The organism is Shewanella chilikensis, from assembly GCF_037953065.1.
GTDB lineage: Bacteria > Pseudomonadota > Gammaproteobacteria > Enterobacterales > Shewanellaceae > Shewanella > Shewanella chilikensis.
The window spans coordinates 841,216-865,173 of sequence record NZ_CP149966.1 but is presented as its reverse complement, the minus strand read 5'-3'; the positions used below and the strand labels follow the sequence as shown (position 1 = coordinate 865,173).

Annotated in this window: 19 protein-coding genes; 10 read left to right on the top strand and 9 right to left on the bottom strand. The window is 53.2% G+C overall.

Annotated elements, in window-relative coordinates:
• Positions 1–17: 17 nt before the first annotated feature.
• The gene (locus WKR14_RS04000; protein ID WP_339087405.1) at positions 18–686 is read left to right on the top strand and encodes a GAD-like domain-containing protein; all 669 of its coding nucleotides are present in this window, start codon (positions 18–20) and stop codon (positions 684–686) included.
• Positions 687–1,089: 403 nt separating this feature from the next.
• Positions 1,090–1,611: a superoxide dismutase family protein gene (sodC, locus tag WKR14_RS03995; protein WP_144379894.1), complete on the top strand. Its 522-nt coding sequence runs from the start codon at positions 1,090–1,092 to the stop codon at positions 1,609–1,611.
• Between the two features lie 99 nt (positions 1,612–1,710).
• Here sodC and WKR14_RS03990 read toward each other — a convergent pair whose 3' ends face one another.
• A complete protein-coding gene (locus WKR14_RS03990) occupies positions 1,711–2,664 on the bottom strand; it encodes a DUF808 domain-containing protein (protein ID WP_101052605.1) in 954 nt (317 codons plus the stop codon).
• A gap of 289 nt (positions 2,665–2,953) precedes the next feature.
• Between WKR14_RS03990 and rpiA the strand changes: the two genes are divergently transcribed.
• Positions 2,954–3,610: a ribose-5-phosphate isomerase RpiA gene (rpiA, locus tag WKR14_RS03985; protein ID WP_025008999.1), complete on the top strand. Its 657-nt coding sequence runs from the start codon at positions 2,954–2,956 to the stop codon at positions 3,608–3,610.
• Between the two features lie 94 nt (positions 3,611–3,704).
• On the opposite strand, the gene WKR14_RS03980 is transcribed toward rpiA, so the two are convergent.
• The 5 genes from WKR14_RS03980 to brnQ form a co-directional block, all read right to left on the bottom strand.
• Positions 3,705–4,019, bottom strand: coding sequence for a cupin domain-containing protein (locus WKR14_RS03980; RefSeq protein WP_101052608.1), 315 nt, complete (start codon positions 4,017–4,019; stop codon positions 3,705–3,707).
• 122 nt (positions 4,020–4,141) lie between these two features.
• Positions 4,142–5,866: a single-stranded-DNA-specific exonuclease RecJ gene (gene recJ, locus WKR14_RS03975; RefSeq protein ID WP_101052610.1), complete on the bottom strand. Its 1,725-nt coding sequence runs from the start codon at positions 5,864–5,866 to the stop codon at positions 4,142–4,144.
• Between the two features lie 86 nt (positions 5,867–5,952).
• Positions 5,953–6,681 (bottom strand): bifunctional protein-disulfide isomerase/oxidoreductase DsbC, encoded by a 729-nt coding sequence (dsbC, locus tag WKR14_RS03970; RefSeq protein ID WP_101052612.1) that lies wholly within the window; start codon positions 6,679–6,681, stop codon positions 5,953–5,955.
• Positions 6,682–6,880: 199 nt separating this feature from the next.
• Positions 6,881–7,825 (bottom strand): site-specific tyrosine recombinase XerD, encoded by a 945-nt coding sequence (gene xerD, locus WKR14_RS03965; protein ID WP_101052614.1) that lies wholly within the window; start codon positions 7,823–7,825, stop codon positions 6,881–6,883.
• Positions 7,826–7,957: 132 nt separating this feature from the next.
• A complete protein-coding gene (brnQ, locus tag WKR14_RS03960; RefSeq protein WP_101052617.1) occupies positions 7,958–9,367 on the bottom strand; it encodes a branched-chain amino acid transport system II carrier protein in 1,410 nt (469 codons plus the stop codon).
• Between the two features lie 576 nt (positions 9,368–9,943).
• Here brnQ and WKR14_RS03955 point away from each other — a divergent pair.
• From WKR14_RS03955 to WKR14_RS03930, 6 genes are all read left to right on the top strand, one after another.
• A complete protein-coding gene (locus WKR14_RS03955) occupies positions 9,944–10,675 on the top strand; it encodes a tRNA1(Val) (adenine(37)-N6)-methyltransferase (RefSeq protein WP_101052698.1) in 732 nt (243 codons plus the stop codon).
• A 108-nt stretch (positions 10,676–10,783) separates the two neighbouring features.
• Positions 10,784–12,007, top strand: a complete 1,224-nt coding sequence (gene srmB, locus WKR14_RS03950) for an ATP-dependent RNA helicase SrmB (RefSeq protein WP_101052619.1) — start codon at positions 10,784–10,786, stop codon at positions 12,005–12,007.
• A 281-nt stretch (positions 12,008–12,288) separates the two neighbouring features.
• Positions 12,289–13,503 carry an efflux RND transporter periplasmic adaptor subunit gene (locus WKR14_RS03945; protein ID WP_339087729.1) on the top strand — a complete coding sequence of 405 codons (1,215 nt, stop codon included), beginning with the start codon at positions 12,289–12,291 and terminating at the stop codon, positions 13,501–13,503.
• The gene (locus WKR14_RS03940; RefSeq protein WP_101052621.1) at positions 13,503–16,652 is read left to right on the top strand and encodes an efflux RND transporter permease subunit; all 3,150 of its coding nucleotides are present in this window, start codon (positions 13,503–13,505) and stop codon (positions 16,650–16,652) included. Before WKR14_RS03945 ends, WKR14_RS03940 begins: the two co-directional genes overlap by 1 nt.
• A gap of 169 nt (positions 16,653–16,821) precedes the next feature.
• Positions 16,822–17,439 (top strand): TatD family nuclease-associated radical SAM protein, encoded by a 618-nt coding sequence (locus WKR14_RS03935; protein WP_165564495.1) that lies wholly within the window; start codon positions 16,822–16,824, stop codon positions 17,437–17,439.
• A 181-nt stretch (positions 17,440–17,620) separates the two neighbouring features.
• A complete protein-coding gene (locus WKR14_RS03930) occupies positions 17,621–19,840 on the top strand; it encodes a PAS domain-containing protein (protein WP_101052627.1) in 2,220 nt (739 codons plus the stop codon).
• Between the two features lie 162 nt (positions 19,841–20,002).
• On the opposite strand, the gene WKR14_RS03925 is transcribed toward WKR14_RS03930, so the two are convergent.
• The 3 genes from WKR14_RS03925 to hldE form a co-directional block, all read right to left on the bottom strand.
• Entirely contained in the window at positions 20,003–20,482 is a 480-nt protein-coding gene (locus tag WKR14_RS03925) for a TetR family transcriptional regulator (protein ID WP_101052629.1), read from the bottom strand.
• 156 nt (positions 20,483–20,638) lie between these two features.
• On the bottom strand, positions 20,639–21,286 hold the full coding sequence (locus tag WKR14_RS03920; protein WP_339087404.1) for a hypothetical protein: 648 nt from the start codon (positions 21,284–21,286) through the stop codon (positions 20,639–20,641).
• Between the two features lie 179 nt (positions 21,287–21,465).
• Positions 21,466–22,896 (bottom strand): bifunctional D-glycero-beta-D-manno-heptose-7-phosphate kinase/D-glycero-beta-D-manno-heptose 1-phosphate adenylyltransferase HldE, encoded by a 1,431-nt coding sequence (hldE, locus tag WKR14_RS03915; protein WP_101052633.1) that lies wholly within the window; start codon positions 22,894–22,896, stop codon positions 21,466–21,468.
• Positions 22,897–23,002: 106 nt separating this feature from the next.
• On the opposite strand from hldE, the gene lpxL reads away from it, so the two are divergent.
• Positions 23,003–23,926: an LpxL/LpxP family Kdo(2)-lipid IV(A) lauroyl/palmitoleoyl acyltransferase gene (gene lpxL, locus WKR14_RS03910; RefSeq protein WP_339087403.1), complete on the top strand. Its 924-nt coding sequence runs from the start codon at positions 23,003–23,005 to the stop codon at positions 23,924–23,926.
• Positions 23,927–23,958: the final 32 nt, after the last annotated feature.

The following is a 23,958-nucleotide window of genomic DNA, read 5'->3' as shown; positions in this document are numbered from 1 at the left end:
TATGCGGACTGCCATTGATGAATAAATTTTTTGACAACTTTTATCATTTTAAAGGCTTCGGGCCGGCATTTGCTGCCGTGGCGCCTTCGGCCGAGACGCTGAATTTTTACCGGCACAAACTGCCGCCAAGGCTGCTCGAATACTGGCAGGAATACGGCTTTTGCGGCTGGGGCGAGGGCGCGTTCTGGACCGTGGATCCGGGCGACTACCGTGAGTTGCTCCATGCCTGGCTGGCCGGCACCCCCTTTGAGGGCCAGGATAACTATCATGTGATTGGCCGCGGCGCCTTCGGCACGTTGCTGATTTGGGGCGAAGCCTCGGGGCTGAGCCTGGAGATCGAACCCTGCTACGGAATGATCTTCCCGACCGCCTCCGCCGCCGACAAATTAAGAGAACGAGGCTCTGAACGGACTATCGATCTGTTTTATTCAGCTATGTCAAAAGACTACTTGGATCTTGATGACGCCGATAACAAGCCACTATTTCAGCGGGCGCTGGCTCGCCTGGGGCCGCTGCGCGCCGAGGAGATGTACGGTTTTGTCCCGGCCCTGGCCTTGGGCGGCGCCCCCAAGCTGGCCAATCTGCAGAAAGTCAACCTCTTTGACCATCTGCTGTTTTTGGCCGAGTTGGGCGAAAAGCAGATCATGGCCGATATTGTGGCGCTGTCGAATGCGCTGCACAAATAATATGCGGACTGCTATCGATGAATGAGTATTTATCACCATGGCTCGCCAGTATCGCAACCTTGATAAACTTGACTCTACCTTGCCTCTCCATCTTGTTCTTGTCACTTAGGGAAGGTGCGAATAAGTCCTCGCGGCCTTCTCTTTTTGTAGAGAGTGGCTTACAGGCCAAGCTGGAGCAACACTGAGACCTAGTTCTAGGCGGTTATTGCTGCTGAAATAGCTTGGTGAATTGGCGAATCCTCCTATGGCGTTGGCTTGAATGTCAGGGCCGGTTAATAACGTCCGCCCTGTTGGCACTCTGTCCAAACGACTTCTATGCTGAAAGCCATATATACAGCTGATGATCGTGCCGCCGAGTCGGCCTTGTCGTTTTTGGAATTCCACTCAAAGGAGAGAACAAGCGATGAAAAAGTCCATCCTGATCCCGGGTTGTTTGTCACTGGTGTTTGCCGCATCACAACTGGCCGCCGAAGAGGTCAGCATCTCATTACTGTCGGCAGATGGCCCAAGCCCCATAGGCAGCATCAGTCTCAGCGATTCTGCCTACGGCCTGGTGTTAACCCCCAACCTCAAGCAACTCACGCCCGGCGTTCACGGCTTCCATGTGCATCAAAATGGCAGTTGTGACACCAGCAGCAAAGACGGCAAGACGGTATTGGGCGGCGCGGCCGGAGGTCACTTCGACCCTGATGGCAGCGGCAAGCACGGTTACCCCTGGACAGATGACAATCACAAGGGTGATCTGCCACCGCTCTATGTCGATGCTGATGGCATGGCTTCCACACCTGTGTTGGCACCAAGGTTGAAACTGGCCGACGTCAAGGGCAAAGCGCTGATGATCCACATGGGAGGCGATAACCATTCAGATCACCCGTCACCACTGGGCGGCGGTGGCGCCCGCATGGCCTGTGGCGTGATTAACTGAGCCGCACCAAACACAAAAAACGCGGCTCAAGTGCCGCGTTTTTTAATTCAATTCAAGCCAATGTCTTTTTAGCTTTGATCTTTTGTTGGCTTGGCACGTTTAGTGGCTTTCGCCCTTGCCTCTCAAACGCTCCACCATACTCATCAAGGCCACGGCGATAGCACCGGCCAAAATGCCGAACAGGGCGTTGAGCAAGGTAGGTGTCAGCGCTGCCAGCACAGGGCCGACCACAGCCAGAGAGCCTACCCAGTTGGCAACATGGGTTATCTGCTCACTGACCCAATGCAGGCCATGGGTGAGAATACCGCCCCCCACCATAAACATGGCGGCGGTACCCACTATGGTGAGCAGCTTCATCAGCTTGGGCGCGGCGCTGACCAGCATAAGCCCAATACGCCTGAGGTTGTGAGCCGAAAAACCCTCGCCTCTACGCCTTGAAAGATACAGCCCGACGTCATCCAGCTTAACGATACCGGCCACCAAGCCATAGACCCCGATAGTCATAACCACGGCAATGATAGACAGAGTGGCCAACTGGGTCATAAAGGCTTTTTCCGCCACAATCCCTAAGGTGATGGCGATGATTTCCGCCGATAACACAAAGTCGGTACGTATGGCGCCTTTGACTTTCTGCGCTTCCCAGGCACGAATATCCTCGACCTCTTTCATGGCAGCTTCGACGGCGGCTTCATCGTCTGCTTCGGCAGAAGCCTTGCTATGGCTGGCCTTATGCCAGAGTTTTTCAAAGCCTTCAAAACAGAGAAACAAACCACCGAACATCAATAGCGGTGTAACGGCCCAGGGTATAAAGGCGCTGATCAGCAGGGCTGCCGGCACCAGAATAAGCTTGTTGCGAAAAGAGCCCTTGGCAACGGCCCATACCACAGGCAGCTCCCGATCGGCGCTGATCCCTGTTACCTGCTGCGCATTGAGCGCCAGATCGTCCCCCAATACCCCGGCGGTTTTCTTGGCGGCAACCTTACTCATTACCGCCACATCATCCAGGATGGTGGCAATATCATCCAAAAGAGTCAGTAGACTCGCTCCAGCCATTTAAATCTCCTTAAACCAGGTCAGTTTTGCGCTCTAAATAGGTTCGGTATGCGACATATTCAAGCTGCACCAGTGCACTTTTTCAGCGCAGTACTGCCACATCAGCCTGGCCGTTCCCCCACCGGCTATGGTAGCGCATGGGCGCAGGCGGGCGCAGTAAAAAATGCTTAACCTATGTTGTTCTTCAAGAACTATTCTTCAGGACAAGATTGAGCGGCACTTTTCACTGCAACTCGGAGTATACTAGGGCAAGTTCAAGTGAATTTGTCAGAATCAACAGGATGGCATTATGACCCAAGATGAAATGAAGAAGGCGGCCGGTTGGGCAGCGCTGGAATATGTCGAGAAAGACAGCATAGTTGGCGTGGGCACCGGCTCTACCGTCAACCACTTTATCGATGCTCTGGCCACGATAAAGGCCGATATTGAAGGCGCGGTTTCCAGCTCTGAAGCCTCCACCGCCAAGCTCAAACAGTTGGGGATCCCTGTATTTGATCTCAATTCGGTAGATAAGTTGTCTGTGTATGTCGATGGCGCCGATGAAATCAACGGCCACATGGACATGATCAAGGGGGGCGGCGCCGCGCTGACCCGGGAAAAGATAGTTGCGGCCGTGGCCGACAAGTTTATCTGTATCGTCGATAACACCAAGCAAGTCGATGTGCTGGGCAACTTCCCGCTGCCGGTAGAAGTGATCCCCATGGCCCGCTCCTATGTGGCCCGTGAGCTGGTGAAACTGGGTGGCGATCCTGTCTATCGTGAGGGTGTGGTAACAGATAACGGCAACGTCATTCTGGATGTCTATAACCTGAAGATACTGAATCCCAAAGAGCTGGAAGTGCAGATCAATGCCATAGTGGGCGTAGTGACCAATGGTCTATTCGCCAACCGTGGCGCCGATGTGCTACTGGTGGGCACCCCAGAAGGGGTTAAAACCATCAAGTAAGCCCTAAGCTTGAATGCCAAAAGCCGCCTGCTGGCGGCTTTTTTGTGGAAAATTGAGCGGATTGCAGAGCAAGAGCAGAGCAAGAACCGTCGGTTCAGGAGTAAAAAATGGCCAACCAGACGCTGGTTTGATCCTCGGCGGTCCAGCTGACTCTGTGGCGTACATGAGCAGGGATATTGAGCCAGTCCCCCGGGTTCAGGCTCACTTCTGAACCATCTTGATATTGCAGCCGGGCGGCGCCCTGCAGCAGCAATACCCATTCATGCTGCGCTTGATCGTACCATTGCCCTTCGGGCGTTACCTGACCGTGGGACAGAATGCGCTCAATTTTAAGATCCGGCGTAGCCAAAAGCGCGTCAAACTGCTCGGCATCGAGCTGCTTGGGTATGTTGGCAAACAGATTATTCATCTTGCTCTCCTGCGACATATGAGCCGTTACTCAGCCTGTCTCTATCTTAAATAGACCCCGGTTTGCACTTGGTTTTACTGCCTGTTTTACTGCCTGTTTTACTGATTGTTTTACTGCTTGTTTTACAGGGGCTCCAGCTGCTCAACCAGCAACTGCAGGTTACTGTTGCCGCGAAACTCGTTCACATCCAGCTTATACAGCAGGCGCACATGATTGATGCTGGCATCGGGCCAGGTCTTGAGATCCACATTGAAGGCGATGGCATCGGCCATGATCCGGCCGCACTCAGTCTCCAGCACCAGTTTAAGGTGTTTCTCTGCCACCAGTCTCTGCTGCAGAATTCTGAAATGGCCATCAAATAGCGGCTCGGGGAAGGCCTGGCCCCAGGGACCGGCATCTCTGAGCAGTTGCGCCGTATCCAGGGTAAAGCATTCAAGCGGCAATTCACCGTCGGAGAATAGCTCGCCATTGAGATCTTCCAGGGTCAGCAGCTCACGGACACAGGTGTCAAAGGCCTCGGCAAACTGCTCGAAGGCATCCTTACGCAAAGACAGCCCGGCGGCCATGGCATGACCACCGAACTTGAGGATCATTCCGGGATGACGGGCATTGATAAGCTCCAGCAGATCGCGCATATGCAGCCCCTTGATGGAGCGGGCTGAGCCCTTGATTTCAGTGTCGCTGGCTTCGGCAAAGGCGATTACCGGGCGGTGAAACCTGTCTTTAATCCGGGAAGCCAGAATACCTATCACCCCCTGATGCCAGTCCGGCTGATACAGGGCTATGCCCCAGGGCTGTTCACTCTCTTTGAGCTGCAGCGCCTCCAGGCTCTTCATCGCTTCTTGCTGCATGCCGGTTTCCAGCTCGCGGCGCTCGGCATTGAGGCCATCGAGCTCGGCCGCCATCCTTCTTGCCTTGAGCATGTCATCACACAAGAGGGTTTCGACCCCGAGTGCCATCTCATCCAGCCTTCCGGCGGCGTTGAGTCTGGGGCCAACCGCAAAGCCGAAATCGGCGGCCACCAAACGCGCCGGATTGCGGCGGGCCACCTCCAGCAAGGCGGTGATCCCCGGACGACAGGCGCCGTTTCGCACCCGTTTGATACCGGCATCCACCAAAATACGGTTGTTGGCATCGAGCGACACTACATCGGCCACTGTGCCCAGGGCCACCAAGTCCAGCAATACGCTCAAGTTGGGCTCGGCCAAGGCATGATTAACAAACCAGTGACGTTTTCTCAGCTCGGCCCGCAGTGCCAACATCAGATAGAAAGCCACCCCGACCCCGGCAATCGACTTGGAAGCGAAGCTGCAACCGGGTTGGTTGGGGTTAATAATGGCATCTGCCTCGGGCAATTCATTGCCCGGCAAATGGTGATCTGTGATGACAACCGTCATCCCCAGCGCCTTGGCGGCCCTGACGCCTTCGATGGAGGAGATACCGTTATCGACAGTGATCAGTAGCTCGGCGCCCTTGCCGTGCGCCACCGCCACTATTTCAGGGCTGAGACCATAGCCATAATCGAAACGATTGGGGATCAGATAATCACAGTTTTCCATTCCCATCATTCTGAGCGCCAACAGACACACACTGGTGGAGGTGGCGCCATCGGCATCGAAATCACCCATGATCAGAATACGGCGATTGGCCGCGATGGCATCGGCCACCAGCTCGGCCCCTTGCTGCAAGCCCAGCATGGTATCCGGCCTGAGCAGACGTTTGAGCACCAACTCGCACTCGGGAGCCTGAACGCCGCGACAGGCGTAAATCTGTTTTAACAGCGGATGCAGATTAGCGGGTAAATGGCTGTCGTCCACCCTGGGACGACGGACGATTTTGTGGATCACTGTGGGCTATTCTTGAAAATGGCTTTGCCGGGCAAGATAACAAAAAGGCGAGTGGGTTGCTCGCCTTTTTGAATGGGATTTTTCGATTACTGCTGAGCACGCTCAAGATTATACAACAACTCTTTCGGTGGCTGATAACCCGGGATCAGGCTGCCATCTTCGAGGATAACCGCCGGAGTACCATTGATGCCGAAACTCATCCCCAGTTGATACTGCCCAGGAATATTGGCATCGCACTTGGCCATTTTGATACTCTTGCCGGCCTTGGCATCATCCATGGCCTTGTGAGGATCCTTGGCACACCAAACCGCTTCCATCTCCTGGGCGTTGGGTGAAGGTACGCCCTGGCGGGGATAAGCCAGATAGCGCACTGTTATCCCCAAATCATTGTATTCCTGCATCTGGTTATGCAGCTTACGGCAATAACCACAGGTGATATCGGTAAAGACAGTCACCACATGTTTTTCGTTCTTGGCCTTGTAAACCAGCATCTTATCTTCAAATGGCTTAAGCATCTCGAGCCTTGGGCCAGCAAGCGCCGCCTCGGTGAGGTTTTTCATCCCTTGATTCATATCATAAACATTGCCATGCAGCAGCTTGGAACCATCTTTGCTGATATAGAGTACGCCACGGTTGGTGATTGCCTGATACAAACCTGGAATGGGTGAATCTGCCATAGAGATCACTTCAATACCCAAGGTGTCACTGAGCTTTTGCTTCAGTTGATCATCCGGCTCGGAAGCCGCTGAGGCGACACCGACAAAAGGTGTAACCGCCAGCGCCAGACACAGGGAAAATGCACGGGTTAACTTCATTGGAAATCCTATCTTATTTGGGCCTGATTGGGTTTTATCGTCTTTCATCAGACCGGGCCAGAGGCTGAAAAGTTACAGGCTGTTGTCAGTTAAAGCAACTAATACCATCTTATACAAGAGCTTGCTCCCATCAAAGCCTTCCCAGGCATTAGCGTTAAAGCCAAGTGAGTGAATAGCTTGCTGATAGGGGGGAACCTGTTCAACCTCTTGGATGATGCTGTTGATGCAGCGACTGCAACCTGGCATTGGCCACATGGGTATAGATTTGGGTGGTGGACAAGGAGCTGTGCCCCAGCAGCAACTGCACTACCCGCAAGTCGGCGCCATGGTTGAGCAAATGGGTGGCAAAGGCGTGTCTCAGGGTATGGGGCGACAGCTCTGTGCTGATACCGGCTCGCAATGCATAGAGCTTGATCCTGTGCCAGAAGGTCTGGCGGGTCATCATCTGGGCGCGTTTGGAGGGAAACACCACATCACTCTGTTTACCGCCGAGCAGCTCGGCGCGCGCCAGCTTGAGGAAAGACTCGATTTCGCTGACGGCCACCTCGCCCATGGGCACCAAGCGCTCCTTGCCTCCTTTACCCGTGATCCGTACCAGCCCCTGACGCAGACTCATCTGCTCCAGCGTCAATCCCACCAATTCACTGACCCTGAGCCCGGTGGCGTATAACAGCTCCAGCATCGCCTTATCTCTGGCTTCGACCGGATCTTCCCGTATGGGCTCTGCCAGCAGGGCATCCACCTCGGCCTCGCTGAGACTGCCGGGCAGTTTGCGCTTGAGCTTGGTGGAGGCGATACGCGCCATGGGATCTTCCGTTATCAGTTGCCGACGCAGCAAAAAGCCGTAAAAGCGTCGCAAGCTACTCTTTAACCTGGCGCTGCTACTCTCGGCTCCCCCTTTATCGAATCGAAAACCGAGATAATCCTGCACCACTTCACGCCCGGCAGCGCTGAGCGTCAGCCCTCTTCCCTGCAGGTACTGATCAAAATGGCGCAGGTCATTGCGATAGGCCGCCAGGGTGTTGTCGCTCAGGCCCTTACTGGACCAGATGTCATCGAGAAAACCTTCAATCAAGGGATCCTGGACATAAGCGGATGAAGAAGTCGCGGCCACAAACAATACTCCAATAAAAAACGGCGTCATCAAGGATAACGCCGTCTCGAAATGGACTCCAGTCACTCAGGAAAGGACTTAAGTCATTTGCTGCAAACTATGTTACATCAGGCCGATAAGCCAATGCAGAGCATAGATGCAAACTGTGAGAAAATACCTTCCTCAGGCCGTTTGCGCCGCTTTGGGGCTAACAAACAGACAGATAATCATCACTGTCAGGGTTGGCGGTAGCCAAGCCATGCCCTCTTCGTAAAGCGGCAAAGTAGACATCACAGGAGCCAGGCTTTCCACCCCGGACACAAAGGCCAGCAGCAAACCATTGGGTTCGGCAACTTCAGTCAGCGGCTTGAGTGAAGCCACAGTCACCTTTAGGGCATCAAAAATACCGAAGAACAGGGCCACCGACAGTGCCAGTCTGTGGGCAAACTTCGGATTGCGGAAATACGGTGTCAGGAAGGTCACCAACACCAAAGCTATCGCCACAGGGTAGATGGTCATCAGCACAGGAATACTGATAGCCAGCAGTTGAGTCAGGCCTACGTTGGCCACCACGGCACAGATGACGCTGAACAGCACCACCAGAAAACGATAAGTGGCGCCCGGGATCAACTCTTGGAAAAAGTCGGAGCAGGCACTCACCAACCCCACAGCCGTGGTCAAACAGGCCAAAGTAACCACAGTGGACAGCAGGATAATACCCATATCACCGAACTCATGAGTTACATAGTTGGTGAGGATCTGGCCACCACTTTCGGCGCCCTTGGCCATATCGCCGGCGGTTGCCCCGAGAAAGAACAGCGACACATACACAAATGCCAGACCGGCAGCGGCTACCAAGGCGGCGCGTACCAGATAGCGAGTCTGCAAGCCTGGCTCAGACACCCCTTTGTTACGCAAAATATCGATAATCAGCATACCGAACATCAAAGACGCCAGAGTGTCCATGGTGTTGTAGCCTTCGATAATGCCTTTGGTCAGCGGGTGCTTGATATAGTCGCCGCTGGCTGCCGGTACTTCACTGCCGGGCAGCAAGATCACCGAGACAGCCAAACCCACCAACAGCAGAATCAGCACAGGTGTCAACACCTTACCTATACTATCCATCAGTTTGCCGGGAAACAGTGCCAGCAGCATGGTCACCACAAAAAATCCCAGAGTATAGAATAGCTGTGGCTTATTCAGTTCCAGCCCCAAAATATTGACTACCGATGCAGGGTCTTGAATAAAAGGCAGCGCACCAATCTCATAGGCCACCAGGCCAGTACGAGGCGCCGCGAAGGCTGGGCCAATAATGATATAAATTGCCACCGCCAGAGCAGTCGCGGCAAAAGCTGGTAACAGCTTCATCACCTTGCCCTGCGCCTTGGCCACAGCAATCAAACCGGCCAGCGGTAACCCCACTGCGGTAATCAAAAAGCCAATCATGGCCAGTGGCATATTATCGCCTGCCAGTTGTCCGGCAAAAGGAGGAAAAATCAGGTTGCCCGCCCCGAGGAAAAACGCAAAGGTCATGAATCCCAGGCCCAGGGTGTCACCAAGTGTCAATTGAGTCTTGTGCACTGTATGCCCCATCTTGTTATGTTTTTTTAATAAACTTAAGTGATTGCGACATTTTTAGCTATAGCTGAAATAACAGCCGCCGCGCTCGCCCTATTCGAGTGTAAAGCCTTTATTACAGGCATCCGTGGTAAATTCGGCCCATTCTTGGCGAGTTTATGAACAATTGGCAGGGGTTTTCGCTGCTTTGCTTATCCTAAAACTGTTTTACCTTGATCTAATTCGCAGAATGCCGCGAATTAAGGGGAAACACTAATACCAGACCTAACCAAAGTACGCAATAACACGCCCCGATAGCCGACCAAAAACACAACAGATGCAAATCTCAGGATGAAAAAAAGTTGTTCAAGGTCACACCCTTGCCCCAAACGAGGCAACAGACATAGCATTTTGCAAACATTTACTGGCGGCCCAACCTCCCTGCTGGTACGACCTTTCACACTCGCCCGACATCACTAACCTAAAGTGAGCAGCATCCCCTGCCAAAGTATGAACTCCAGCGAAACAAAGCTATGGCAAAGCCTTGGCGAATCACGACTCTTTCGGGATAAAATCAGCGCCAAGCATTTTGCTTGAGAGGTTGGGCAGTTAATGGCATTCAGTTTCAAGGCATTTCATATCGAAGATCACGGCTGCGGTATGCCGGTCAGTACTGATGGGGTGCTCTTGGGCGCCTGGGCGCCCTTAACCGGGGCCAAACGAGTACTGGATATAGGGGCTGGCAGCGGCTTGCTGAGTCTAATGGCGGCGCAGCGCAGTGAGGCCGAAATACTGGCGGTTGAGCTCGACTGCAGCGCAGCCCATGCCAGCAATACCAACTTCAAAGCTTCACCCTGGTCGAGCAGACTCGCTCTGTATCAAGGCTCAATTCAGGCCTATTGCCATGAGCATACCTTGGCTGACTCAACGCTGTTCGACCATATTCTCTGTAACCCGCCCTATTTCGAAACCGGCCCGCGCTCGGATGACCCCAAACGAGCCACAGCGAGACATACGGAGCATCTGAGCTTTGACGAGCTGTGTCTGGCGATAAAGCAGTTGTTAAAACCACAGGGACAGGCGAGTCTTATTCTGCCAATCCAGAGCTTGGACAGATTTAAACGCGCCGCAATTGAGCAAGGTTTGCGACTGGCCGCACGGGTCAGTGTCAGCAGCACGCCTCAAAAGCCCTGTAACCGACAGCTGTTACTGCTTGAGCATGTCAAGAAAGGGGAAGCAGTTGCCGCGCAGGAAGCCCACTCAGCTCTCTATATCAGAGAAGCCGATGGCCGTTATTCAGAGGCCATGGTACAACTGACTCGGGATTTTTACCTGAAACTCTAAACCATTGCTTGCAGCAAAGGGACTTATTCGCAAGTTCCCAGACCACAAGCTGTGCACGGCAACCCAGACAAGGTATACTCCCGCGCATTATTGTTTGAGATGCTTCCCATGCTATTTGAAGATTTTGATCTGGACCATAGGCTTTTGGATTCGCTAAAAGCCATGGGCCACAAGACACCGACCAGTATTCAACAATTGGCTCTGCCTTTGGCGCTGGAGCAGCGGGATATTCTTGCCCACGCCCCAACCGGCACAGGTAAGACCGCCAGTTTCCTGCTGCCGGCACTGCAACACCTGATTGACTTCCCTCGCCGTCGTCCTGGCCAGGCCAGAGTACTGGTGCTGACTCCGACCCGCGAGCTGGCCAGTCAGGTACACAGATACGCCTGCCATCTGGCAACCGGACTTGGGCTGGAGATTGGCATCATCACAGGCGGCGTTCCATACGCCCCGCAGGAAGAAGCCCTGGCCGGTAATCTGGATATTCTGGTAGCGACTCCGGGCCGTCTGCTCGAATACTTGGAGAAGCGTAAGTTTGAAGCCACCGAAGTGGAACTGCTTATCATAGATGAAGCCGACCGCATGCTGGATATGGGCTTCTCTCAGGTGGTGCAGACCCTAGCCATAGAAGCGCAGGGGCGTAAGCAGAATATGCTGTTCTCCGCCACACTGGAAGGCAGCGGCGTGCGCCGTTTTGCCGGCGAGCTGCTCAATGATCCTGTATTGGTGGAAGCCGAACCGCCACGCAGCGAAAAGGCCAAAATCCATCAATGGATCCACCTGGCCGACAACAAAGAGCACAAGTTTGCTCTCTTGTGCCACCTGCTCAATCAGGAAGAAACCAAGCGCGCCATCGTCTTTTGCAAGACCCGCGAAGTGGTCAGCAGCCTGGAAGGTTTGTTGCTGCAAGCCGGGATCCCCGCCGCCTTTATGCGCGGCGATATGGAGCAGAAAAAGCGTTTCCAGGCGCTGGGGCGTTTCACCAAGGGGGAAGTCAAGGTACTGCTGGCTACTGACGTCGCTGCCCGCGGCATAGATATCGAAGGCATTACCCATGTGATCAACTATGATATGCCCCGCTCTGCCGACGCCTATGTGCACAGGATTGGCCGTACCGGCCGCGCCGGCGCCAAGGGTACAGCCATCTCTCTGGTGGAAGCCCATGATATGCGGATCCTCAACAAGATTGAGCGCTATATTGAGCAGAAGCTGAAACGGCGGATCATCGAAGAGCTACGTCCCAAGCACAAAGAAGCCAAGGTGCCGACCAAGAAAAAGGTCAAAACCAAGGATACCAGCACCAAGAACGGCAAGAAAAAGAAGAAGAAATAAGCTAGGGGCGAACAAGCCCCATGGGTTCTCTGCTTAGACTTACAGACCTGAGTACAAGGCATGGTTCGCGGCAAATGGACTAAGTCTTTTGCAAGAACACCATAAGCTTCGGCTTAAGCTATCGCCAAAAAGGACCCTAGGGTCCTTTTTTGTTACCTGCCTCACAGCCTTCTCGCCACCAACAGCTTTTGACACATTTTATTTACAAAAACACATTTATTGGCCGTTGCTTGTCTGGTAATTTAGGCTCAGATCAAGCCGCAAGCATGGATATGCAGAAGATTATGAAGACATTTTTCCGAAGAATAGCACCACTGCTCATCATAGCGGTCGCCATAATTGGCGCCGAACTCCTGATGATGACCAAGCAGGAGCCGGAACAAAAAGCGGAAGAGATCCCGCTGCCTGTGGTCGATGTGACTCAGGTCGAACAGCAGACAATGTCACTCAACCTGCCCTCCTACGGCAGTGTGACCCCCAAGAATAAGACCCAGCTGGTCAGCGAAGTTCAGGGCCGCATCCTCAGCATAGCCCCGGCCTTTGTGGCCGGTGGTGTGGTGCACCAGGGCGATGAACTGGCAACGATAGAACCCTCTGATTATGAGGCCGACCTGATGCAAGCCCAGGCGACTCTGGCCCAGGCCAAGGCAGCACTGGATGAAGAAATTGCCCGCGGCGAAGTCGCCAAGATAGAATTCAGCGGTTATGACAACGGCATGCCACCCGAGCTTGGCTTGCGGGTTCCTCAGTTGAAGAAAGAGCAAGCCAACGTCAAGTATGCCGAAGCGGCACTTGCCAGAGCCAAACGCAACTTGGAACGCACCGTTATCCGAGCCCCTTTCGATGCCATAGTGCGTGCCCGCAGTGTCGATTTGGGGCAGTACGTTTCCATAGGCAGTAACCTGGGAGAACTTTACGACACGGCTGTGGCCGAAGTACGCCTGCCACTGACCAACAAAGATCTGGCCTATCTGGAATCAGTAGATAACCCTGATACTCAGGTGACCCTGAGCGCCGCCTTAGCGGGAAAAACCGTGACCTGGACCGGTAAGGTAGTACGCAGTGAAGGGGTGATAGATCCGGACAACCGCATGGTCTATCTTGTGGCCGAAGTGCAGGACCCTTATCTGCGAAAGCAGAAACAGAGCGGCCAGTTGCCACTGAAATTCGGCAGTTTTGTCAACGCCGTGATCAAGGGCCGCACAGTGGATGGTCTGGTGAAACTGCCAAGGTATATGGTGCGTAATCAACATGTAGCCGTAATAGACAAGGACAACAAGATAGAGATGCGTCAGGTCAACGTGGTGCGTACCGATCTTGAGTATGTCTACATCAAGGACAGCCTCAAAGACGGCGAACGGGTTTCCAAGACCAACCTTAACAATATGACCAATGGTCAATTGGTTCGTGTCGCCAATGACAAGGACAAAGACGCTTCCCACAGTGAAGATAGTGACACTCAGGAGCAGCACCTGGCTGCGGCGGGTGAACTCTGATGGAGCAAGAAAAAGGGATCATTGCCTGGTTTACCCGCAACAATGTCGCCGCCAACCTCTTGATGTGGGTTTTGCTGATTGGCGGGATATTCAGTGCCTTTCTGATCAATAAAGAGGTGTTTCCCAGCTTCGAACTCAACTATTTGCGGATCTCGGTCGCCTACCCCGGCGCGGCGCCGCAGGAGATTGAAGAAGGGATCACCATCAAGATTGAAGAGGCGATTCAGGACATCAGCGGCATCAAGAAAGTCACCTCGGTTGCCAGTGAAGGCGTAGGCTCGGTCACCATAGAGGTGGAAGACGGCTATGATGCCAAAGAAGTACTGGATGAGGCCAAACTCAGAGTCGATGCCATCGCCACCTTCCCGGCCAATATCGAAAAACCGGATATTTTCAGGATCAAGCCAGAAAACAACGTCATTTGGGTGTCTGTCTATGGCGACATGACACTGCACGATATGAAAGAGCTGGCCAAGGAGATCCGTGATGAGATCACCAACCTGCCAGCGGTGACCCGCGCCGAAGTGACCGGGGTACGCGACTATGAAATCGGTATCGAAGTCTCGGAAGATAAGCTCAGAGAGTACGGCCTCACCTTCACTCAGGTGGCGCAGGCAGTGCAGAACACTTCGATAGATCTGCCCGGTGGCTCAATTCGGGCTCAGGACGGTGACATACTTTTGCGTACCAAGGGCCAGGCCTACACGGGAGATGACTTTGCCAACATAGTGGTCAGTACCCGCGCCGATGGTAGCCGGGTAATGCTGCCCATGGTGGCCGAGATCAAGGATGACTTTGAGGAGCGGCTCGAGTACACCCGCTTCGACGGCATGCCAGCGGCCATCATAGAGATCACCAGCATAGACGATCAAAACGCCTTGACGATTGCCGATCAGGTCAAAGGTTTTATTGCCGAGCGTCAGGCCACTCTGCCCAGTGGTGCCAAACTGGACTACTGGGGTGACCTAACCCACTATCTCAAGGGCCGCCTCAACATGATGCTGTCCAACATGTTTATGGGTGCCTTGTTGGTGTTCATTATCCTGGCACTGTTCCTGGATCTGAAACTGGCCTTCTGGGTTATGCTGGGGCTGCCTGTGTGCTTCCTCGGCGCCATGGCGCTGATGCCGATGGAACCTTTTGGCTTGTCTATCAACATGTTGACCCTGTTCGCCTTTATTTTGGTGCTGGGGATAGTGGTGGATGATGCGATAGTCATAGGCGAGAGTGCCCATACCGAGGTCGAGCGTCACGGCCACTCGATCACCAATGTGATCCGCGGCGCCAAGAAGGTCGCCATGCCCGCCACTTTCGGAGTGTTGACCACTATCGCCGCTTTTATCCCCATGTTGATGGTGCCCGGTCCCATGGGGATCATCTGGAAATCCATCGGCATGATAGTGATCCTCTGCCTGGCCTTTTCACTGGTAGAGTCCAAGTTCATTCTGCCGGCGCACCTGGCGCACATGAAGCCCAGCAAACCCAATCCCAACCCTGGGCCATTTGGCCGCTTCAAGCGCGCCTTCAACGAAAAAGTGCAGCATTTTATCCACCACAGTTACCGCAACTTTATGGAGCGGATGATCCCCCACAGATATACCCTGGTGGCGGGCTTTATCGGCGTGCTTATTCTGTCGGTCGCCATGGTCACCAGTGGCAAGGTGCGCTGGGTGTTCTTCCCGGATATTCCATCCGACTTTATCCAGGTCAATCTGGAAATGGATGAAGGCAGTTCAGAGCTCAACACCCTGGATGTGGTGCAGAAAATTGAAAATGCCCTCTATACCATGAACCAGCAGATGGAATCCGAAATCGGCTACCCTGTGGTGAAGCACAGCTTTATCAATATGAGCAGCCGCACCTCGGCATTTATCTTTGCCGAGCTGACCAAGGGTGAAGACAGGGAAGTGGACGGCGTGACTATAGCCGAGGCCTGGCGCAAACAGCTGCCGGACTTGGTGGCGGTGAAGAAACTCAATATCAATGCCAGCACCAATGATGCCGGCGGCGATATCTCTTTTCGCTTTACCTCCACCGATCTGGAACAATTGTCAGCAGCCGCCAAAGAACTAAAGCAGAAGCTTGCCAGTTATGAAGGCGTTTATGATATTGCCGATAATTTCTCCTCCGGCAGCCATGAAATTCGCCTCAAAATTCGTCCCGAGGCCGAGGCGCTTGGGCTGACGTTATCGGATCTGGCGCGCCAGGTGCGTTATGGCTTCTATGGTTATGAGGCGCAACGAATTTTGCGCAACAAGGAAGAGGTCAAGGTGATGGTGCGTTATCCGCTGGAACAGCGCCGCACCATAGGCCATCTGGAGAACATGATGATCCGCACGCCAAATGGCATGGCGGTGCCCTTCTCTACCGTGGCCGAACTCGAACTGGGGGAATCTTACTCTTCCATAACCCGGGTGGATGGTCGCAGGGCGATTACCGTAACCGCCAACGCCAACAAGGATAAAGTGGAGCCCTCCAAGGTGGTGCAGGAGATCCAGGAGAAGTTTATGCCTGAGCTCGAGCGTAAATATTCCCATATTTCCGCCAGCCTCGACGGTGCCAGCCAGGATGAACAGGCGGCTATGGTCGGCTTGCTGCAAGGCTTCTTCTTCGCGATATTTACCATCTATGCCTTGATGGCCATTCCGCTCAAGTCCTACAGCCAGCCGCTGATCATCATGTCGGTGATCCCCTTCGGTATGATAGGCGCACTTTTTGGCCACTTTATTCTGGGGCTGTCCATGAGCATTCTCAGTCTCTGCGGCATAGTTGCTCTGGCAGGGGTGGTAGTGAATGATTCATTGATTTTGGTAGACTTCGTCAACCGCGCCCGTGAGCAGGGTCAGTCAGTGGTCAAGGCTGCCATAGATTCGGGGTGTTATCGTTTCCGGGCGATTATCCTCACCTCGCTGACCACTTTCGTCGGCCTGGTGCCCATCATAATGGAGCGCAGCCTGCAGGCACAGATAGTGATCCCCATGGCCACCTCTCTGGCGTTCGGTATTCTGTTCTCCACCTTGGTGACCCTGATCCTGGTACCCATGCTCTATATCATTCTCGATGATCTGACCCACAAGAGCCGGGCCCTGTACCACTGGTGGTGGCGTCCTAAAGAGGCTGAGGCCCAGTTAAATGAATCGCAACACTGAGTAAGTTATTTAAGGGAGCCCAAAGGCTCCCTTCCCTTATCAGGCAACAAATTCATATCAAGCCGACCAATACAGGCCCCAAGTAGGGGTTTTCTGATCCTGCTAGCATTTTCAACAAGGATTCTTGGTTAGACTCAAAGATATATCCTGCATGCCCTATTGAGTCGTTATGAGCAGCACAGCCCAAAGCCAACCCACACTCGTCTATGACATACGCAACAGCCGCTATCTGAATATTACCGGCCGCTGCACCTTGAGATGTCGCTTCTGCCCCAAGCACAACGGCAGCAAGAGTATTCATGAGTATCAGCTGGATCTCAAGGTCCGCCCCCGCGGCAGCGATATCATTCCGCTACTCGGCGAGGTAACCCGTTTCGATGAATATGTGTTCTGCGGCTACGGTGAACCGACACTCAATCTCGACACCTTGCTGGAAGTGGCCCGCGAAATAAAACACCGCGGTGGTAAGGTTAGAGTCAATACCGATGGCCTCGGTAACCTGTTTCACAGGCGCAACATATTGCCTGAGCTGGCCGAGTGCGTCGATGCCCTGTCGATCTCACTCAATGCCGACACAGAGACAGGCTATATTAAACACTGTCGCCCACGGCTGGCGGGGTCCTGGGATGCGGTCAACGCCTTTATCCGCGAAGCGCCCCGTTACATCAAGCAGGTGCAGGTATCGGCACTCGATGGCCTGGAAGGGGTGGATATCGACGCCTGTCGCAAACTAGTGGAAGACGCCGGTTGTCAATTCAAGCACAGGATCCTCGGGCAGCTGGGATAATTTAACCGCTGAATCCAGCCGATGATGCCATAACCCCGGTCAAAACCGTCACATAACTGATTTGCGCCTTGCTTGGCCCCATTGTTAACCGCTCGGTGAGCACTCAGTCACCGTCGATGCCCGCCGGGTTATTTCGTGTTAACATGAGCGCAATTTTTCACTCTGGAGCCAGCACAGTTCCATGTTCAAAAAGAATACCGGACTCAAAGACACGCCTTTGCTTATCTCGGCTCAGGGTATTCACTGGTCCCAGCAGCGCTTGCTGGCCGTTGCCAGTCAGCTGAGCATGCTGGTGATCACTGTGATACTTATTACCAATGTGTTAATCACCTTAGGCGAACGACGTCTGCAGGAGGAATGGGCGGTACAAAGATACAGCGAGCTGCAAACCGTCGGCGCCCTGCTGGCCGATAAAATCTCCTTCCAACAGTTTCGCACCCAGATGTTTGCCAAGTCCGAGTATCTACGCCAGTACCTGGATAATCCGGGACACAAGGAATATCAGCGTCTATTGACGAGCTGGGACAGCCTGAAGCGTAGCACCCCAGAGCTACTGGATCTGGCCCTGTTTGATGCCGATGGCAAGTTTCGTATCGCTACCAGTAATACCTTCGGCGGCATGTCTATGCCGCCGGCACTCTTGGGTAACAAGCATAACCTCGGAAGCCAGGATATTTATACCTCGGCATTGGAGTTTGCCCCGATTAGCGGGCGTCTCGAACCTTACATATATCAAGTCGCCCGACTGGAAACTCAAGATCAGACTGTGCGCGGTTATCTGGTCACCTACAACTCCATGTTGCAAATGCTGCAGGCGATAAAACCCGCTTTCTCCAGCAATGCCTCGCCGCTATTGCTGTTTGACAATCAAGGCCTGCTCTATGCCGGAGCATCGGATCTGGAGCCCTTGGCAAGGTTACCGGAAACCATGGGCAGCAGCATAAGACAGAGCTACCCGGCACTATGGAGCAAGATGGCCGCAAGCAACTTTGGCCAATTCCACGGTGAAGACGCCACCTTCGTCTACCTCAAATTGCAGTTGGCCTCGCCCAATGATGCCAAGCGTGAATATCTGCTGCTTTCCTATATCCGCAATCACGATATCGCTTCGCGCTTTTTCCAATGGCGCAATATGTTGTTGGCTTGTGCCGCCATACTGACCATTCTGGCGACCGCGGTTATTCTGCTGACCCATATGTTCCGCCTCGAACAGCGTGCCAGACAAAACAGCATCGAGTTGGCCCGTGGCCTGTTCCGCTCCAACCTGGGTTGTGTACTGGTCAACCCTAGTGGCCGTATCGTCAGCGCCAACGCCACTGCTGCCCGTATTCTGCAACTCGAACAAGATGAGCTGCCGGATCGCAGTTTGCAGCGGATCCTGCAGTTGGAGGATGAGCTCTACGCATCAATAAAACAGCAACTTGCAGATATCGGAGAGTGGCGTGGCGAGGTGCAACTAGAGTCTCTGGACAACGCCCAACTCAGACTGCATATCCGCCGTTACTATGCCAGCCGACAGACTTATCTACTGATTACCTTTGAGGATATCGGCGAACTCAAACAAGCCCAACAGGAAGCCTTCCTCAGCAAGCTGTTGACCGGCAGCAATGTTGCTACCGCCTTGACCACGCCGTCGGGGCAGTTGCTCAAAGTTAACGACGCCTTCGATAAGCTGATGCAGCTCAATGGCGATATCAGCCATAGTCTGGCGGCTCTACTGGAAAACGATCTTGGCAACCAATGGCAAAGAATAAGCCAATTGGTGAGTATGCAAGGCCAGTGGCAGGGGCAGATCCTTTGTACCCAGCGTCATGGCAGTTGCCTGCAGGCCACGCTCAAGGGCTATCTGGATCAAGACGGCGAGATTGAGTATCTGATATGCACCCTGGAACAGGCAACCCCGAGAAATAAAGTTGAAGCCAGTGGCGATCTGGTGCCGCACCGCAGTACCATCCTGGTGAATCTCAGAGATCTGGATCGCTACTTCAAGTCCATGTCCGAAGATGAAAAACTACAGGCCAGTCTGCTTCTGATGGACATAAGCCCCGAGGGCATGCTCAGCCATATGAGTGATATAGGCCAGTTGGAAAACCGCCAACACGAGGTGGAGATGCAACTACTCAGGGATCTGCCCAACAGCTATCAAATGTCCCACTGGCAGTTGGGAAAACTCATTATCATATTGCCGGAAACCGATGCCAACCAGGCGCACCACTATGCGGTCAAGGCTCTGGCCAGCCTAAGTGAAAATGGCTTGGCCGAAGGGATCAGCATAGGTATAGCCGCCTATCTACCGGGCCAGAGTCTGGAGCAATTCCTCGGCAATGCAGAAGTGGCACTGAAACGAGCCAAGCAGACAGGTGAGCAGAATATCTGCCAGGCCTATACCCGCCAGCTCTGATATAAGTTGCCTTTGATAATAAAGAGTTGCTGTGTACGGCGCTGCTTTTCGCAGCGACAGCTGGCCTTAATATACAGAGCGTCCAAGTAAAACAGCAGGCCTAAGCCTGCTGTCTCAATTATCTCTATGAATCGCTTGAATGGGAGTCGCTTAAACGGGATTTTAAGCAGCGTAAGAGATACCCGGGTCGGACAATAACATAACAGCACTGCGCCCCAGGAGATCGTTGATCATCTGGTCACCCTTATCCCCCAGCTCTATCTGAGCGTTTTCTCTGGCCATAGCTACGGCACGAAACAGAGTGATCTCTGGATTATTGTATCCACAAAGACTAAAGAAAAGCCTCAATACCGCCCTATGCTCTGCTTGTTGCAGCGCCTGCATCCAGGAATGTTCGAGCGCTTCAACACTGGAAAAATCCAGAGCGGCCAGAAACAATCGGCCAATACGCACATCTAATCTTGTTAAAAAATCAATTTTGCGCGGAAAATGATGACTAATTCCCGTGCGGCTAATCCCCGTTGCTTCAGAAAGTGTTGTATAAGACATAGCCTCAAAGCCAATAGTTAAGATCTGTTTGAGAGCTTCGTCCATAATCTGATTGATAGTCAGCTCAGTCTGAGCCTTTGAACGCTTGGCCATTCTTGTTTGCCTCTTATCCCTGTTGTTTTTATTGCAAACGAGCTTATCAAAGGGCTAAAGAGAATACTGCCGAAAAGAGGGAGGTTAACAGTGTTTTTCACTTTTGTTCAGCAAAGGTTCAGCTAAGAAAACTAAAAAAAGCGCTTATTTTTCACATTATTGCAACATGCATTCTTTAAACAACAAAAAATTGGCGCTTTCGGTTCCTAACAGCTGTTCCAAGGTGGGTTGCAACACTCTACCCAACTGCTCACGACGCCAAAACATATAGCCCGGAAGGGCTTGCCGACGATTTCGAGAAAAAAGATGTTGCAGCAAGCTGGAAAATTCCGCCACTTCGTCCTGAGAATAACTACTGATAACCGGATAAAAATCGAGCACAAATGTTGTAAAATCAGCAAATCCTGCGATTTTCTTTTGATCATATCTTCTTAACACTTGTATCAGGTAAAGGGGACTCCAGTGTGACAAATTGCCGATATCAGAAATGACGGCCAGGTTGCGACGATGGTATTGTTGCCAAACAAGTTCCAGACTGTTCCATTCTTTAGCACAACGCCAAGCGAGATAAGTATCAGCCAGCCACTCATGGTCCAGTTCAGACAACTCGGCAGGCAGAACATTTCCTTGCAGGCGCTTTACTTCCAAATGCCCCAACTCATGCCAGAGAGTTAATTGCGGCTGATGCTGCAACGGCAGTTCATGATTTTGACCATTCCAGATAGCACTTTGACTTTGAGGGATATATTGCGGTGCCCAGAGAACCATGCCGGCAATTCTGTCATCTTCGACAGGCAGAGACATGGCACCTCTCCTCCCCAAAGCATCAAAGAAAGCTTGTTGAGACAGAGGCAATTGTTGCTTGACCCTATCGGGGAGTTGCTGCAAACACTGAGGTAATTCAGATGGCGGACATATCAAAGCCTGTTTCGGACCCACATCGGTCCAAAACAAGCTTCCCGATAGCAACGCCGCCATCAACATCAGGACTTGGTCATAATATTCTGAATAATGGCAGTGGTGGAGATACCATCTTCGAATCCCAGCACCTTTACACTGCCACCGGCAGCGATCACTTCTTCACCGCCGGCAATCTCTTCTACCCGGTAGTCGCCCCCCTTGACCAGGAGATCCGGCAACAATCTGGCGATCACCCGCTGCGGCGTATCTTCGCTGAAAGGCACCACCCAATCGACAGAAGCCAGCCCCGCCAGTACTGCCATTCGCCGCTCAAGACTATTGACCGGACGTCCTTCACCCTTGAGCCGTTTTACCGAAGCGTCGTCATTAACCGCTACTATCAATCTATCACCCAAGGCCCTGGCTTCTTTAAGGTAACTGACGTGCCCGGCATGGAGTATGTCAAAGCAACCATTGGTCATCACCACCCGCTCACCTCTGAGCTTGGCTTGCTGAATGGCGTACAGCAGTTGATCTTCGCTGACCACCCCAAAGCCCGACTCTCCCTGATGCTGAGCCAGGGCCTCGATGAGTTCAATACGACTGACGGTGGAAGTCCCCAGCTTGCCAACCACCACACCGGCGGCGCTATTGGCAATGGCGCAAGCTTGCGGCAGGTCGCTGCCTGCAGCCAAAGCTGTGGCAAGCGCCGAGATCACTGTATCTCCGGCACCGGTCACATCATAAACTTCCCTGGCCATAGTCGGGATATGCAACTCATCTCCTTCACTGGTGATAAGTGTCATGCCCTTCTCCGAACGAGTCACCAGAATCGCCCCCAGTTGATGCTCACTAATCAAGGCCTGCGCCTTGGCCACCAGATCGGCCTCAGAGCTGACAGTGCCCACTACAGCCTCAAACTCATTCATATTGGGGGTGATCAGGCTGGCTCCGGCATAACGACCGAAATCACTGCCCTTGGGATCCACCAAGACACAGATCCCCTTGGCTCTGGCCTTGGCAATAAAGGCCTGAGGTTGGTCGATGGCCCCTTTAGCGTAGTCAGACAATACCAGTACCTTGCAATCATCCAGCAAGGCCTCGCTCTGCGCCAATAACGCCTGGCTCTGTTCCCGGGCAAAGGTCTCTTCAAAATCCAAGCGGATAAGCTGTTGATTGCAGCTCAGCACTCGCAGCTTAGTGATCGTGGGTTTGTTTTCGACTGTCAGCCACTTGGGTTCCACGCCTAAGGTGCTGATGCCCATATGCAGGGCAGCTGCGGCCTCATCGGCACCGACAATACCGGCCAGTTGCACCGAACCGCCCAGCGCCGCGATATTTAGTGCCACGTTGGCAGCACCGCCGGGCCTATCCTCTATCTGATTGATTCGCACCACAGGTACAGGCGCCTCGGGTGAAATGCGACCGGTTGAGCCACCCCAGTATCGGTCAAGCATTACATCACCAATGACCAGAACCTTGGCTTTTTCAAATGGGGGCAGAGTTACCTTCATAACGAACTTGTCTTCTTCGGGCCAAATAAACCCTAATTGTACCTAATTTTCACAATAAATTGGGTTAGAATATGCGGTAATTTTTCCAGTAAACGGGTTTATCGTTTTGGTAGAGAAAGCGCAATTTTCCACTCACTTGTATCATCCTAAATTCTGGTTGCTGTGGTTTGCTGTCGGCCTGGCCAGGCTGACTCTCCTGCTGCCACTTAAATGGCAAATGAAGCTTGGCAGCACCTTTGGCCTTCTGGCAATGAAGCTGGCCGGAAGCCGGGTCAACACCGCCAGGCGTAACCTTGAGCTGTGTTTTCCACAAATGAGTGAGGCCGAGCGAGAGACGCTGCTAAGACGTAATTTCCAGGAAACAGGCAAGGCGATTTTCGATACCATCAATGCCTGGTGGTGGAACAATGACAAGGTGCAAAAGCACATGCAGATAAAGGGTCAGGAGCATGTAGAGCAGACACTGGCAGCCGGTCAGGGGGTTATTCTGTTTGCGGTTCACTGCTTGCCGCTGGAGATGGGCGCAAGAATATTCGGCCAATTTCAGCCTGGGGTTGGTGTGTACCGCCCCCATAACAACCCTGTAATGGAATACCTGCAGGTAAAGGGCCGTTTGCGTTCAAACAAAGCGCTGGTTCCCAAGCGGGATCTCAGGCAGATGGTGCGTTGCCTGCGTAACCCTGATGTCATCTGGTATACAGCAGATCAGGACTTTGGCCGCTCCAGCGCCGTATTTATCCCCTTCTTCGCCGTTCCCGATGCTGCCACCATCACCGGCGGCACCACCTTGGCCAAGCTGGGTAAAGCCAAAGTGCTGCCCTTCTTTGTCGAGCGCAACGCCGACGATACGGGTTACAACATAGAGATACAGGCGCCGCTGGATAACTTCCCCGGCGAAAATGAGGTGGAAGACGCCAAACGCGGTAACGGCATTGTCGAGCAGTTGATCAGCCGTAATCCGGCGCAGTACATGTGGCTGCATCGCAGGTTCAAGACCCGCCCCAATGAGAGCGATGCTTCGCTCTATTGAGAAAATAACCGTAGAAATGCCGACTCAAAGTC